Below are 14223 nucleotides of genomic sequence, written 5' to 3'. Positions count from 1 at the left end.
GCTCATGCCTGGCTCATGCGCTGCAACTCGCGGCGTACCATGGCGGCAAACGGCGGCGGGCTCATCCGATAGAGCTCGCCGGCTACCCAGGCCAGCCAGGCGCCTTGCAGCACATCCCGGCGCGCCAGCAGGCGCTCGGCCTCCTCCACCGCACGGGCCTGATACTCGCGGTGAAAGTCTGCCCGCGAGCCCGAGCTGGGCTCGTCGCTCATTCGCTGGCCTTGAAGGTGGTCAACTCGCCCTTACGCCATTTGGCGACCTTGCCGGTCACCGCCTTGAGCAGTTTGCCCAGGCCTTCCTGCACCTGTTGCTGTGCAGCGAACACCAGCATCACGCCATGCCCATCGCGGAACACGATACCGTCGCCTTCCGGTACCGAGACGAAGGCGTAGTCGCCCTGGCCATAGACGTTCAACTTGATCTCGCGAAAACGCAACTCCAGCTTGCCACCCTCACGGCTGGGCAACACCGCGGCACGGAAGTGGTCACCCACCTTCAATTCGAGGCGCTGCTTGTCGTCAACCACCATGGCGTCTTCGGTGTCGATTTCGGCCATGTACAGGCCTTCCGGATTCTGCTCGGTGACATAGATGAAACGCCCGTGGAACAGCTTGACCAGTTGGGCGCGCAAGTCGCCCAGGGCGAACAACGCATGGGTATCCAGTGTACTGACTGCCAATGAAAGGCTCCTCACATCGATTGCAACGGCCACGCCACGGACACAGGTTGCGTCAGGTGGCAGGCACTTTTTAGTCAAGGTCCGCAGGACCGTGGAAACAAGCAACAAAGCGTCCACGCGCAACGGCGCAAGGGCAACCAGGAAGCAGTTCACCCAGCCACCGCCCGGCGATGCGAAGTAAGCTTCGGCTTGATTCCGCAAAGGGAAACGTAATGTCCGACAGCAAAAATGCCGGAAAGGATGCGACAAACAGCGCCAGTTCTTTCGCCAGAAAGAAATGCTGGCCTTCAGTCGCTCATTACAGGAGAGCGAATATGCACGAAAACACCGAAACCCGTCGAGAGGCACGTAACATTTCCGGCCAGGATATGCCGCGCTACATCGTCATTCCCGCCGGTATCGCCTTCTACCACATCGCCGAGCGCGATACGGGCCGGGTCAGGGGTTTTCGCCAATGCCACGAGCAAGCTTGCGCACTGGCGCGACAGTTCGAGCGCTGAACGCCTCAGGCCACGTTACAGCTGCCCAGCAAGGCCAGCCAGGCATCTCGGCACTCCAATGCTTCGGCGCGGCTGGCGAACGCTGTGCCACGACGCTCGCCGTCGACCAGTACTACCCAACACACACGGTTGCCCAGGGCCTGCATTGAGCGCGGCACGCCAGTCCCGATCATGACGGCTACATCGACTTGGCTATTCATCATTCCCTCCGGAATTTAATTAGCAACCTAACGATGTGCGCATGATACGATCTGCCCTGCCTGGGAAAAAGCGCCGCCAGGTACAGCTGTATTGCAGTTACGGCAACAAATCCGCTCAATCCAGCCCGGGTTCAGGCCGGTAGCCCAGGCGCAGCCCACCCCAGTGCCGGCCCTGGACGAAGATCGGCACCGACAGGTCATGCATCAACTCGCCGGTGTCACGGGTGTAGGTCTGCAACAGCACCCGCTGCTGGTGATTGCCGCAGCGGCTGCCGGTACGGTCGTCGAAGATGCGTTTGCTGCGATTGTGCGCGGTGTCGTGGGCCGGATCGCCGGTCAACGGCTGATTGAAGGCACTGTTATGGGTTGGCACATACCCTTGCTGGGTGCAGGCGATGGCATACACCAGCCCGTCGTGCTGTACCAGCGGTTCCTGGATCTGCGGCAGCACGGTGTCGGTGTAAGGGTCGAAGCGCGTACTGAAGCGCGGTGGCTGCATGCCGGCGATCGGTCGGTACTGGCGATCGAACAGGTCGTCCAGACTGATCCGCCCCTGCCCGATATCCGCCTCGAAACGCTCGCCGATCTGCCGGGCACCGGCCTGGGCCAGTTCGAAAACCCGCTGGTGATAGGCATCCAGCCCCACCTCGGCCAGACGCTCGCTGAGGTTCTCGACCTGCCCTTCCATCTGCACCGCCGCTTCGGCCAGGCGCCGGGTCTGCTGGTCGCTGACCTGCAAGTCGCCACGCACCTGGGCCACGGCCTGGAACAGGGTATCGAGCTGGGCCTGGTTGGTCTGCGTCCCCTCGGCGATCTCGCTGACCTGGCCTTCGACACTGGCCGCCAACTCGGCGATCTGCGCCAGCTGCCCACCGGTCTGCTCGACTTGCTCGACCCCGGCGCCCAGCTCATCGGCCAGCCCCCGGATCTGCGCCACCACCTGGGCGGTGCGTGCCTGGATGTCGGCCACCATCTGCCCGACCTCCTCGGTGGCGCTGGCGGTGCGCCCGGCCAGGCCACGTACTTCATCGGCGACCACCGCGAAGCCACGGCCGTGCTCGCCGGCCCGCGCCGCTTCGATGGCGGCATTGAGCGCCAGCAGGTTGGTCTGGCTGGCAATTGCCTGGATCACAAGGGTGACCCGGGCGATATCCTCGCTACGCTGGTGCAACGCTTCGATCAGCTCGCGGCTGGCGCTGGCCCGCTCGCTCAGGTCACGCATGCGCTGTATCGACTCGCCCAGCACGGCGCTGCCCGCAACGCTGCTGTCATGGGCCGATCGCGCGGCGGCCAAGGCCTGCTGGCTGAGCTGGGCGGTGGCCTGCTCGGTGGTGATCATGATCTCGGCGCTGCCGACGATCTCCTGGGCCGCGCCCAGTTGCGACTGTACCCGCGCCGCCAGTTGCTGCACCGAATGGGCCACTGCGGCGGCCGACAAGGCATTGTGGCTGGTACCGCGCGCGAGCTCTTGCAGCAGGTCATCATCCTGCGCGGTGGGCGCAACCGCAGGCACTGGGGCACGCCGTCCACGCGGTAGCCACAGCACCAGCAGCGCCAGGGGCACGGCCAGGTACAACGCCAACCCGGCATAGGCCATGGCGGCCAGCAGTGCGCACAGGGCAACACCCTGCAACAGGGCAACACCGGCACCCGTTCGGCAAGGCTCAGGCCGAGGCGTGTCACCGGCCGACAGAGATCCTTCTCGCATCATCTTCGTGGTCCATCCGCATGTCGTTATTGTGACGTCATTAAACGCCACTATAACGCCATTATCCATGCCTCCAGAGGAGCAAGACGGTCGCACTTGATGCAAGGCAAGAAAGCAAGAAGGCCCCAGGGATCGCTCCGTGGGGCCTTGCGCAGGGCGTTGAATCAGATCTGCCGCTGGTGGCGGTCGAGCTGTTCGTGGCGCTCCTGGGCTTCGATGCAGTACTTGGTGGTCGGGCTGATCAGCAGGCGCTTCAGGCCGATCGGCTCGCCGCTGTCATCACACCAGCCAAAGCTTTCTTCGGTGATGCGGTCCAGGGCCATCTCCAGCTGCGGCAGCAGGCGCTGGTCGCGGTCGATGGCGTTTACCAGCCAGGTACGTTCTTCCTCGACCGAGGCCACATCAGCGGGATCCGATGGGGTATCCAGGCTTTCGATGGCGGTGCGGCTGAGTTCGATGCGCTCGTGGGTTTCGACTTTCATCGCCTGCAGCAGCGCGGTGAAGTACGCGAGCTGCTCGGCGTTCATGTAGTCATCGGCCGACATGGCCAGCAACTGTTCCTTGGTCATCGATTTCTCTATGAAAAATGTGCATATGGGCGATTCGGGTGCCGCCGACGCTGCTGCGTCGGCCGCGGAATTCTTCAAGCGCCAACCGGCACTCTTTTACAGGGGGCGGAAGTCTAAGGTGCCAAGCGGCGGCGGGCAACAGTATTGACGGACGATTTGCCTGAAATCGCCAGGAATCCGCTCATTGGCATCGTCTTTTCCCTGAACGACGCGGCAGCAAGCAATATGCCGAAATAAAAAGTCAGGTTTGACATGTGGTAGCCCACTACCGCAGTCCAAGCCCTGCAGGGTGCCCAAATCGGTACCCCTCTCCAAGATCAAGTTCGAACGATGAGCAACAGCGCGCACCCCCGACTACCCCGTGCAAGTAACCTCGACTGTGATATCGCCAAGCGTTTCACCGACCGCCCAACACTGCTGGACGCGGCCGATCAGATACTACGAGAACGTTGGCATGAGCATTTCCCCAATGATGGGCTTGACCCCTTGACCCTATACGTTGCCAGCCGGCACCCACACAGGGATAGCACTTGGACCCGCCCCTTGTCGCAAGTGCTTGTGGAGCGCTACTGCCAACGCCAGACGCTGAACCTCACACCTGGTGACGACTACCTCACCCACCGTGTGCAACCCGACCCAAGCTGGAAGCTGGACATCGACCTGCACCCGGTCGAGTTACTGATCAACGAGGCCGCACCGCAATTGCTGGCGGTCTATCGTCAGTCGCTCGTCGACTACTGGAGCCGCTTCGATGCGTCTGGCAAGACGCCATGGCAATGGTTCGCCAATTACCTGCGTGACCAACTGCACACAGCGATCGAGCAACAGCGCGAAGCAAACACTTGGCCAGGTTTTGCCCTGGCGAGTGCCAGGCTCGTTCATGACTATCCGGATCCATCTGCGCACGGCACCTGGCAGAACACCGCAGGGCTCAAGGTTTCTCATCTGGTGGTGGACTTCTCGGCGGACGGCAAGCTGGATACCGACCTGGCCAGCGCATTGTTGATCGAACATACCGATGGCAACCCTGGGCGCGACCTGACCCTGCTCTTTACGCTCACAGGCAAATTGTACCGTTTCACTTCCCGCCAGCACCTGCTGCAAAGCGTTGGACGCTATTGGCCCAGCGAAGACCAACTCGCGCCGTACGTGATAAGCATCGGCCCACTCACCCAGGCGGTTTTCGACCGCCAGGCGCTAGGCCTGCTCGACCAGCAGCTACGTGTGATCACCCAGCGGGCCAATCACTACCGCAGCAAGCTGGACGCCCTGAACATGAATCAGGACCTCGACCGGCTTACATCCATGCTCGATTTCTGCAACGACGCCGAAGCCACGCAACGCCAAGCCTTGTCCGAGCATTTACCCGAGTGGCTGCGCGACGCGCCGGGCCGCCCGCTGATGCACTACAGCAATCTGCTCCTCGATGTCGCCCAAGGCGTTCAGGATGCCAACGGCGAGTCGTGGCTGGATGGTATCGACAATGCCGAAACGTTTGCCAACCGGAAAATCAGCGAGCGCTTTGCCATGGACCACCCCGATGACTCGCCCTCGGTGGAACAGATCCGGATCATCAACTACCAGACCACTGCCGTTGCTGCACCGGGCCAAGACGCAATCGTCACCACGGGCGAGGTTACGCCTGTCATGTTCACCCTTGCCCAATTGGCCATCGGCAACCTAGGTTTGCTCAAGTCAGGCCGGGTGGAGCTGAGCAACACGACCGGTGACACATTGCCCAAGTGGCTGAATGAACACTATCTGCGGACCGTAATCAGCGAAACCGACATCGCCACCCTTTATCCGGCCATGCTACGCGAGCGGCTACTGGACGACCCGTCTCAACGCGGCTCACGCCAGACCTTGCTGACCAACCAGCTGCGAAGCCAGCTGCCAGCGCTGGCCCAGGAGCTGTACCTGCGCGGCAAGCTGCTGGATCAACAGGTCGTCGATCGCATAGCCGAGGTATTCGAGGCCATCGACGATGGTGCGCCCCACTGGGTGATGCGTCCGCTCGGTTTCATCAAGGCGCCGGGTTCGACAGTAGACTATCCGTGCAACACCTGGCTGATCGAACCGCTGTCGCCAAACGGCGACTCCTGCCTGCTATACCGCCCACTGCATGAAGATAGCCTGCTGCAATTCACCGACCGCCTCGCGCTGTTCGTTGCCATCAGCAACCCAGGCAAGCTCCAGAACGACCTTTTGCAACGCCTGCCGGCAGACACTCGACGCTTCTATGCCCATGGTGGATTCCTCGAGCCGCATCTGTTCGTGATACTGGAGGACACCAGCGCCACGCCCTTTGAAACGCCAGCACCCGTGAAACTGGCACTAACCCCTCCTGTTGCCAAACCAGGAGAAGCGCTTTACCAGGCCTGTGTGAACGAGTCGATCCAGCATTTCGCCGATCAGGCATCGAGCACCGCGCAAACCCGCTGGGCCAGCTGGAAGGCGCTAGGATGGCTGCTGTTCAATACCTTGCTGCCCCTGGCAGGCGGAACCTTGGGCAAGGTCGCGTGGCTGGCGCAGATGGAAGTGGCGCTGGCTGAATATGTCGATTCCGACACAACCCTTGAACCTGATGAGCCTCGTCTGTCCCTGGTCAACCTGTTGGTCAATATCGCGACGTTGCTCTTTTTCCACTCGCTCGTGCGCCAGCGTCTGGAACAGGGTGAGACGGCGGCGTTCCGAGGGCCGGTACCTTCGACACAGACATCCGCTTTGCCGACACCCACCACACCCGCCGTGACCGACACAGCCCTTGGATTCGACCTCGGCTGGTCGCGCCCCGATTCACACCTGAGCGCCACCCAGCGCGCGCAGCTACAGGCATTGAAAGCCGAAATCGCCGCTGCCGCCCTCGGTCCCGCCATTCCCAATGGCCCGTTGCGTGGCCTGCATTTACTGAACAACAGGCTCTACACCCTGCTGGACGGCAACGTGTATGAGGCGGTACTCGACACTGCGCGCAACCAGATGCGTATCAACGGCCCGGACCTCACCCCAGGGCCGTGGCTACGCCATGATGAAGCCGGACGCTGGCGAATGGACCTGAGCCTGGCCCTGAAGGGCGGCATGCCACTTTCTGGGCAGTTACGCCGATTGCAACTGGAAAAGCAAAACGCGCTGAGTAGCGTGAACGAACTGATCAGGGCGGACAAGGAATCCATTTCCGCCAAGATCAAGGAGCAAGGCACCATCGACAACCTGGTAGCTGCCACCCACGATGACACTACCTTGCAACGCTGTCAGGACAAGGCGCAGGCACTTTCCGCCTTCTGGACCACGCACCTCGAGCGACTCCACACTCGCAACGGCCTCGAACCAATCAAGGACTTCAAGAAGGTGCAGGCCTTTGCCCTGTACCAGGATAGTTTTTGCCAACGGCTATTGCGCAAGATCCTGCACATGCGCTACCAGCCTGTTCGCGAACAATTGCTGCAAATAGCCAGGCAGCAAGTCACGGACCAGGATCTGGCCGCCAGTGACGCGCACATTGCCGCCACGCGCTTGGATCGCATTGCGCCACTGATCGACCAGATGATCGAGAACAACAAGCACCTGCGCCAATGCCAGGATGCCCTGAACAAACTGGCGAGCCCGCGGCAACCCGAGATCCTTCAGTGGCGCAACCTGGCCGCCATCCTGCCTGCCACGGCGGAGCGTGACTTGATTCTGCGCTTCCTGCGCCTTGAAGGGCTGCTCAATCGTCTGACGCTGGTGCATGGCCTGTCAGGTGAAGCCCCATACTGGCGAGACCGCTTCTGGCGTAGCCTCGAGCTTGGCATAGCCCAACGCGCCAAGCTGCTCAAACTCAGCGACACAGACCCCGAGGTGACTGTCAGGCTGCTGCGCAGCATTGTCGATCAACTCCAGGCCTCGGCACGCCAGTTAAGCCACTTTGTCGAGCATATCCAGGGCAACGCCGCACTGCAGACTGCACACCAATTGCAAGCAGAACTCGACTGGATAACCTCGCACCTCAAGCAGGACCTGGCCGAGCTGCCGGACTACCCACCAGTCAGCAATCTCCGGCAACTGCGCAAGAAGATGCCGGGACTGATCGAGACCATCGACCATGGGCTGCTGCTGGCCGAGCCACGTGGCAATGATGCCAATACCGTCGATATCCCAGGCCCCGACAGCAAGGCACCAACCCGGACCTATCATTTGAAGCAAGGAGAGTGGGTCGAGCTCAAACCCGACAACATCGCGCCCAGGCCCACCGGGGTCAGCCTCAAACGCCTGCTCAAAGGCAGTGACCGACTGATGCAAGACGCGCGCGATGAGTACGCAAGGCTTCAGAGAGCATCGAGCCGATACTTGCCCGTCGAACTTGAAGAGTCCGTGAACCATCAACGGGATCGGTTGCTCGCCCAGGTAGAGGCCATCGAATCACGCCTGACCGACGACAACGAAACAGATGAGGCCCAGGGCGGCAAGGACGCCGAACTGGTATCGCGCAACTTACGTTCGCTGGCCGAAGAGTTGCAGGGAAAAGCCACCGAGCTGCGCATATCGGCGGCCCTTGGGCAACCACCACGCATGGGGGAAGTCATGTTCCTGGTCGACCATCACCAGGTCAGCATCAGCGCAGTGGAAACCCGCACGAAACTGGCCAGGAGCAAAGGCAGGCCCGCTGATTTTCTCGATGAGTACAGCATCAGCCACCAGGGCCAGGTGCTGTGGTATGCCCATTTCCATTATCCCGCGATGGACACAGCCAAGGCCGACTTCACCGCCGGCCACCTCAAGACAGCCGCACAGCGCCATCTTTCAGGGCAGCGCCATGCCGACGGCACTGGCGGCACGGCCGAGGTGTACCGTAGCCCCATCACGGGAGCCGTCGCCGCGCGCTATTTCTTCAACCTTTGAACCAAGGGGCGCGGCCAATGCCGCGCCCCTGTGCGTCAGTTGTCCTTGAACTGCGCCTCGCGCTTGGCGATGAAGGCGGCCATGCCTTCCTTCTGGTCCTCGGTGGCGAAGGCAGCATGGAACACCCGGCGCTCGAAGCGCACGCCTTCGCTCAGGGTGACCTCGAAGGCGCGGTTGACGCTTTCCTTGACCATCATGCTCACCGGGATGGACTTGGCAGCAATGGTCGCAGCCACCTTCAGTGCTTCTTCCACCAGCTCGGCCTGCGGCACGATGCGTGCCACCAGGCCGGCACGCTCGGCTTCCTCGGCGCCCATCAGGCGGCCGGTCAGGCACAGCTCCATGGCCTTGGCCTTGCCCACCGCGCGAGTCAGACGCTGGGTGCCGCCCATGCCCGGCAGCACGCCGAGGTTGATTTCCGGCTGGCCGAACTTGGCGTTGTCGGCGGCGAGAATGAAGTCGCACATCATCGCCAGCTCACAGCCACCACCCAGGGCGAAGCCGGAAACTGCGGCGATGACAGGCTTGCGCCGGTTGGCGATGCGGTCGGCGTCGCTGAACAGGTCTTCGACATAGATCTGTGGGTACTTCAGCTCCGCCATTTCCTTGATGTCAGCGCCCGCGGCAAAAGCCTTGGCCGACCCCGTCAACACCACGCAGCCAATGTTCGGGTCTTTCTCCAGCTGGTCCAGGGCCTGGTTGATCTCGCCGACGATCTGCGCATTCAGTGCGTTGAGCGCCTGCGGGCGATTGAGGGTGATCAGGCCGACCTTGCCATGGATATCCAACAGGATGGTTTCGAATGCCATGCAGACTGCTCCTTCAAAGATTGCGCGCAATGACCATGCGCTGAATATCGCTGGTGCCTTCGTAGATCTGGCAAACCCGCACATCGCGGTAGATGCGCTCCAGCGGGAAGTCGCTCAGATAGCCATAACCACCAAGTGTCTGCAAGGCATCCGAACAGACCTTTTCGGCCATTTCCGAGGCGAAAAGCTTCGCCATCGAAGCCTCCACCAGCGCCGGGCGTCCAGCATCGCGCAACGCCGCGGCGTGCAGCACCATCTGCCGCGCCACGGCGATTTTCGTCGCCATGTCGGCCAGGCGGAAAGCCACGGCCTGGTGTTCGATCAATGGCTTACCGAAGGTCTGGCGTTCGTTGGCGTAGTCGCGGGCCGCTTCGAAGGCGGCGCGGGCCATGCCCACCGACTGCGAGGCGATGCCGATCCGTCCGCCTTCGAGGTTGGCCAGGGCGATCTTGTAGCCCTGCCCTTCTTCACCGAGGCGGTTGGCCACCGGCACGCGCACATTGTCGAAGATGATCTGGCAAGTGTCGGAGGCATGCTGGCCGAGCTTGTCCTCGACCCGCGCCACCTGGTACCCCGGAGAATCGGTGGGCACGATGAAGGCCGTGATGCCGCGCTTGCCGGCGTCCGGGTCGGTGACGGCGAAGACGATCACCACCCCGGCGTTCTGCCCGGAGGTGATGAACTGCTTGCTGCCATTGAGCACATAGTGGTCGCCGTCCAGGCGGGCGCGGGTCTTCAGGCTGCTGGCGTCGGAGCCGGCCTGGGGCTCGGTCAGGGCGAACGCGCCGAGCATCGCGCCGCTGGCCAGTGGCGCGAGGAACTGCTGCTTCTGCGCCTCGCTGCCGAACTTGAGGATCGGCACGCAACCCACAGAATTGTGCACGCTCATGATGGTCGAGCAGGCGCCGTCACCGGCGGCGATCTCCTCCAGGGCCATGGCGTAGGCCACGTAGCCGGTGTCGCTGCCACCGTATTGCTCCGGCACCAGCATGCCGAACAGGCCCAGCCCGGCCATCTCCTCGATGGCCTCCTTGGGGAAGCGGTGTTCCTTGTCCCACTGCTCGGCGAACGGCTTCAGCCGCTCCTGGGCAAAATCCCGCACCGCGTCGGCGATCTGTTGTTGCTCGTCAGTTACCAGCATGGTTCACCTCAGTACAGGCATTCGACAGCCATGGCCGTGGCCTCGCCACCGCCAATGCAGATGGCCGCCACGCCACGGCGCAGGTTGTTCTGGCGCAGGGCCGACAGCAGGGTCACCAGGATCCGCGCGCCCGAGGCGCCGATCGGGTGGCCCAGGGCGCAAGCGCCGCCATGGATGTTGACCTTGTCGTGGGGCAGGTCGAGGTGCTTCATGGCCGCCAGGGTGACCACGGCGAAGGCCTCGTTGATCTCGAACAGGTCGACCTCGGAAAGGTTCCAGCCGGTGCGTTTCAGCAGCTTGTCGATGGCACCGATTGGGGCTGTCGGGAACAGCGCCGGGGTGTCGGCGAAAGCTGCATGACCATGGATTACCGCCAGGGGTTTAAGGCCACGCTTCTCAGCCTCGGAGCGGCGCATCAGCACCAGCGCCGCGGCGCCGTCGGAGATGGAGCTGGAGTTGGCGGCGGTGACAGTACCGCCTTCGCGGAAGGCCGGCTTGAGCTGCGGGATCTTGTCCAGGCGCGCCTTGGGCGGCTGCTCGTCATCCTTGATGACGCGCTTCTCCTTGCCCTCGGTGATTTCCACCGGGACGATCTCGGCAGCGAAACGGCCGCTCTTGATCGCATCCTGCGCACGGGTCAGCGAGGCGATGGCAAAGGCATCCTGGGCTTCGCGGCTGAAATCGCCTTTCTGCGCGCAGTCTTCGGCGAACGTTCCCATCAGCCGCCCTTTGTCGTAGGCGTCCTCGAGGCCGTCCATGAACATGTGATCGATGATCTTGCCGTGGCCCATGCGGTAGCCACCACGGGCTTTATCAAGCAGATACGGGGCGTTGGTCATGCTCTCCATGCCACCGGCGACGATCACGTCGGCGCTGCCGGCCAGCAACTGGTCGTGGGCCAGAATAGCGGCCTGCATGCCCGAGCCACACATCTTGTTCAGCGTGGTGCAGGTGGTGTGCTTGTCCAGCCCGGCGCCGAGTGCCGCCTGGCGTGCCGGAGCCTGGCCCTGGCCAGCCGGCAGCACGCAGCCGAACAATACTTCCTGGACGCTGGCGGCATCGATACCGGCGCGCTCGACGGCGGCACGGATCGCAGCGCTGCCCAGCTGCGCCGCGGTCAGGCTCTTGAGGTCGCCCTGCAGGCCGCCCATGGGCGTGCGCACGGCGCTGACGATAACGATCGGATCATTGGCGAGGGTCATGTTCGTTGCTCCTTACTTGGCAGCCATGCGCAGCGCGCCGTCGAGGCGAATCACCTCGCCGTTGAGCATGCTGTTCTCGATGATGTGGCGGGCCAGTGCCGCATATTCCTGCGGACGGCCCAGGCGTGGCGGGAACGGCACCCCGGCAGCCAGCGAGGCACGTACTTCCTCGGTCATGCCGGCCATCATGGGGGTTTCGAAGATGCCGGGGGCGATGGTCATCACACGGATGCCGAAACGCGCCAGCTCACGGGCGGCCGGCAGGGTGAGGCTGGCGATGGCCCCCTTGGAAGCGGCATAGGCCGCCTGGCCGATCTGCCCATCGTAGGCGGCGATGGAGGCCGTGTTGATGATCACGCCACGCTCACCGCCCTCGTCCGCCTGCCCCTCGGCCATGGCTGCGGCAGCCAGGCGCAGCAAATTGAAGCTGCCGATCAGGTTGACGTTGATGACCTTGGCAAAGCTGCCCAGGGCGTGTGGGCCGTTCTTGCCCAGGACCTTCTCGGCACCGACAATGCCGGCGCAGTTGACCAGACCCTGCAGGCTGCCGAAGGCGCTGACGGCGGCATCGACGGCCGCCTTGGCCGCCTGCTCGTCGCTGATGTCGGCCACCGTGAATCGGGCATTTGTGCCCAGCTCGGCGGCCTTGGCCTCAACTGCCGCTGCGTTCAGGTCGACCAGCATGACCTTGGCGCCGGCCTCGATGAGCATCTGCGCGGTAGCGGCGCCCAGGCCCGAGGCCGCGCCGCTGACGATAAAGTGCTTGTTTGCAATATGCATGACGGTCTTCCTTCAGGCGCCCGCAGCGATCGGCTGCGCGGCTTGTTGTCGGGCGATTTCCTGATTGCGCAGGATGAAGCGTTGCAGCTTGCCGCTCGGGGTCTTGGGCAGCTCGCCGACGAATTCGATTTCACGCGGGTAGGCGTGGGCGTACAGGCGCTGACGCACGTGTTGGCGCAGGGTTTCCTCCAGCTCGGCACTCCCTTGGTAGCCCTGGCCGAGCACCACGAAGGCCTTGATCAGCTCGGTGCGCTCCGGGTCGGGCTTGCCGATCACCGCCGCCTCGACCACCGCCGGGTGTTCGATCAGCGCGCTCTCCACGTCGAACGGTCCGACCCGGTAGCCGGAAGTGGTGATCACATCGTCGCTGCGGCCGACGAAGCTGATGCTGCCGTCCGGGTTCAGTTCGACGGTGTCGCCACTGAGGTAGTACTTGCCGACGAACGCCTTGGTCGGCAGCCCGTGGTAGCCGGCAAACCAGCACAGCGGCGACTGCTCGCGGTCCACCGCGAGGATCCCCGGCTGGCCGGCGGGCAGTTCGCTGCCCTGCTCATCCAGTACCACGATGCGGTGGCCGGGGATGGCGAAACCGGCCGAACCCAAGTGCACCGGGTGCTCGAGTTCATGGTGGTTGCACAGCACCATGCCCAGCTCGGTCTGGCCGTAGTGGTCGTGGATGGTCACCCCCAGTTCGCTGGCGAACCAACGGATCACTTCGGGGTTCAGTGGCTCGCCAGCGCTGCTGACCACCCGCAGGCGGCCCTTGATCGGCGCCGAGAAGGTGCTGCCTGCGGCGATCAGCAAGCGGTAGGCCGTGGGTGAACCGGCCAGGTTGGTGATGCCGAGCTTGTCGATGACCCGTGCGCAACTCTCCACGCTGAACGGCCCATCGTAGAAAGTGGTGGCATGGCCCAGTGACAGCGGTCCGGTGACCGCGTAGTACAAGCCGTAGGCCCAGCCCGGGTCAGCCAGGTTCCAGAAGTTGTCCTCGGGACGCAAGCCAATGGCATCGCGCATGTAGCCCTGAAAGGCAACGATGGCCCGCAGCGGCACTTCCAGCGGCTTCGCCGGCCCAGTGGTGCCGGAGGTGAACATCAGCAGGAACGGATCGTCGCCGCGGCGCATCACGGGCTCGCAGACGCTGCTTGCAGCCTCCAGCGCCCGGTGGAAATCCAGCTCGCCATTGCCTGCCCCGACCGTGATGATGAACGGGCAATCCGCCACGTCATCGAGCTTGGGCCGGTTGTTGCAATCGGTGACCACCACCTTGGCATGGGACTGCTCGAGGCGGTGCTCGATGGCCCTGGGGCCAAATGCGGTGAACAGCGGCTGGTAGACCGCACCCAGGCGCCAGGTGGCGAGGATGGTTACCAGCAACTCGGGCGTGCGCGGCATCAGCCCGGCGACCCGGTCGCCGGCCTGGACCCCTTGGCTTTTGAGCACATTGGCCAGGCGGCTCGCCATACCCTGCAACTGGTCGAAACTGTAACGCCCACCGTTACCGTCACGGTCTTCCCAGATCAGGGCGGGCTGGTCGCCGCCGGTGTGCCGGTCGCAGCATTCGACACAGGCGTTGAGGGCGTCGAAGTTGCCATGCAGCGCCGCATCGGCGGCCCGGGCATGGTCGAACGAGCGAGCAGCCTCGGTATAATCGCGCATTGTCGGACTCCTGGTTTCTTGTTTTTGGAGTTGAACCATCGGTCCGACGATGTTCGCGCCACGTACTTCACGCGGCAATGGCCAAAGCTGTCAATCTG

General features: G+C 63.2%; 12 protein-coding genes. 2 read left to right on the top strand and 10 right to left on the bottom strand.

Annotated features, from left to right (window positions below):
• Positions 1 to 2: 2 nt before the first annotated feature.
• Together ACODS9_RS15870 and ACODS9_RS15865 are read right to left on the bottom strand one after the other, a co-directional pair.
• A complete protein-coding gene (locus ACODS9_RS15870) occupies positions 3 to 212 on the bottom strand; it encodes a hypothetical protein (RefSeq protein WP_489094261.1) in 210 nt (69 codons plus the stop codon).
• The gene (locus ACODS9_RS15865) at positions 209 to 679 is read right to left on the bottom strand and encodes a hypothetical protein (protein ID WP_046854840.1); all 471 of its coding nucleotides are present in this window, start codon (positions 677 to 679) and stop codon (positions 209 to 211) included. The genes ACODS9_RS15870 and ACODS9_RS15865 overlap by 4 nt, the downstream gene beginning before the upstream one ends.
• A gap of 212 nt (positions 680 to 891) precedes the next feature.
• Here ACODS9_RS15865 and ACODS9_RS15860 point away from each other — a divergent pair, with 212 nt between their 5' ends.
• Positions 892 to 1179, top strand: coding sequence for a hypothetical protein (locus ACODS9_RS15860; RefSeq protein WP_401111227.1), 288 nt, complete (start codon positions 892 to 894; stop codon positions 1177 to 1179).
• 5 nt (positions 1180 to 1184) lie between these two features.
• Here ACODS9_RS15860 and ACODS9_RS15855 read toward each other — a convergent pair whose 3' ends face one another.
• From ACODS9_RS15855 to ACODS9_RS15845, 3 genes are all read right to left on the bottom strand, one after another.
• Positions 1185 to 1379, bottom strand: a complete 195-nt coding sequence (locus tag ACODS9_RS15855; RefSeq protein ID WP_046854838.1) for a hypothetical protein — start codon at positions 1377 to 1379, stop codon at positions 1185 to 1187.
• A 115-nt stretch (positions 1380 to 1494) separates the two neighbouring features.
• Positions 1495 to 2601: a methyl-accepting chemotaxis protein gene (locus ACODS9_RS15850; RefSeq protein ID WP_489094265.1), complete on the bottom strand. Its 1107-nt coding sequence runs from the start codon at positions 2599 to 2601 to the stop codon at positions 1495 to 1497.
• A gap of 650 nt (positions 2602 to 3251) precedes the next feature.
• Positions 3252 to 3656 carry a TraR/DksA family transcriptional regulator gene (locus ACODS9_RS15845; protein ID WP_046854836.1) on the bottom strand — a complete coding sequence of 135 codons (405 nt, stop codon included), beginning with the start codon at positions 3654 to 3656 and terminating at the stop codon, positions 3252 to 3254.
• A gap of 543 nt (positions 3657 to 4199) precedes the next feature.
• On the opposite strand from ACODS9_RS15845, the gene ACODS9_RS15840 reads away from it, so the two are divergent.
• Positions 4200 to 8534 (top strand): hypothetical protein, encoded by a 4335-nt coding sequence (locus ACODS9_RS15840; protein ID WP_489094260.1) that lies wholly within the window; start codon positions 4200 to 4202, stop codon positions 8532 to 8534.
• Positions 8535 to 8569: 35 nt separating this feature from the next.
• Here the strand turns inward: ACODS9_RS15840 and ACODS9_RS15835 are convergent, their stop codons facing one another.
• Genes ACODS9_RS15835 through ACODS9_RS15815 form a run of 5 tightly spaced genes read right to left on the bottom strand, consistent with a single transcriptional unit; the run spans position 8570 to position 14125 of the window.
• Positions 8570 to 9343, bottom strand: a complete 774-nt coding sequence (locus ACODS9_RS15835) for an enoyl-CoA hydratase (RefSeq protein WP_401111219.1) — start codon at positions 9341 to 9343, stop codon at positions 8570 to 8572.
• A 13-nt stretch (positions 9344 to 9356) separates the two neighbouring features.
• A complete protein-coding gene (locus tag ACODS9_RS15830) occupies positions 9357 to 10484 on the bottom strand; it encodes an acyl-CoA dehydrogenase (RefSeq protein ID WP_489094259.1) in 1128 nt (375 codons plus the stop codon).
• Positions 10485 to 10492: 8 nt separating this feature from the next.
• Positions 10493 to 11686, bottom strand: coding sequence for an acetyl-CoA C-acyltransferase (locus ACODS9_RS15825; protein WP_401111215.1), 1194 nt, complete (start codon positions 11684 to 11686; stop codon positions 10493 to 10495).
• A 12-nt stretch (positions 11687 to 11698) separates the two neighbouring features.
• Complete coding sequence (locus ACODS9_RS15820; protein ID WP_489094258.1) at positions 11699 to 12466, bottom strand: SDR family NAD(P)-dependent oxidoreductase; 768 nt, start codon at positions 12464 to 12466, stop codon at positions 11699 to 11701.
• A gap of 12 nt (positions 12467 to 12478) precedes the next feature.
• Positions 12479 to 14125, bottom strand: coding sequence for an AMP-binding protein (locus ACODS9_RS15815; protein WP_401111209.1), 1647 nt, complete (start codon positions 14123 to 14125; stop codon positions 12479 to 12481).
• Between the last annotated feature and the right edge of the window lie 98 nt (positions 14126 to 14223).

The sequence above is a fragment of the Pseudomonas sp. FG36 genome, from assembly GCF_057809275.1.
This window is presented reverse-complemented; position numbering and strand designations above follow the sequence as displayed.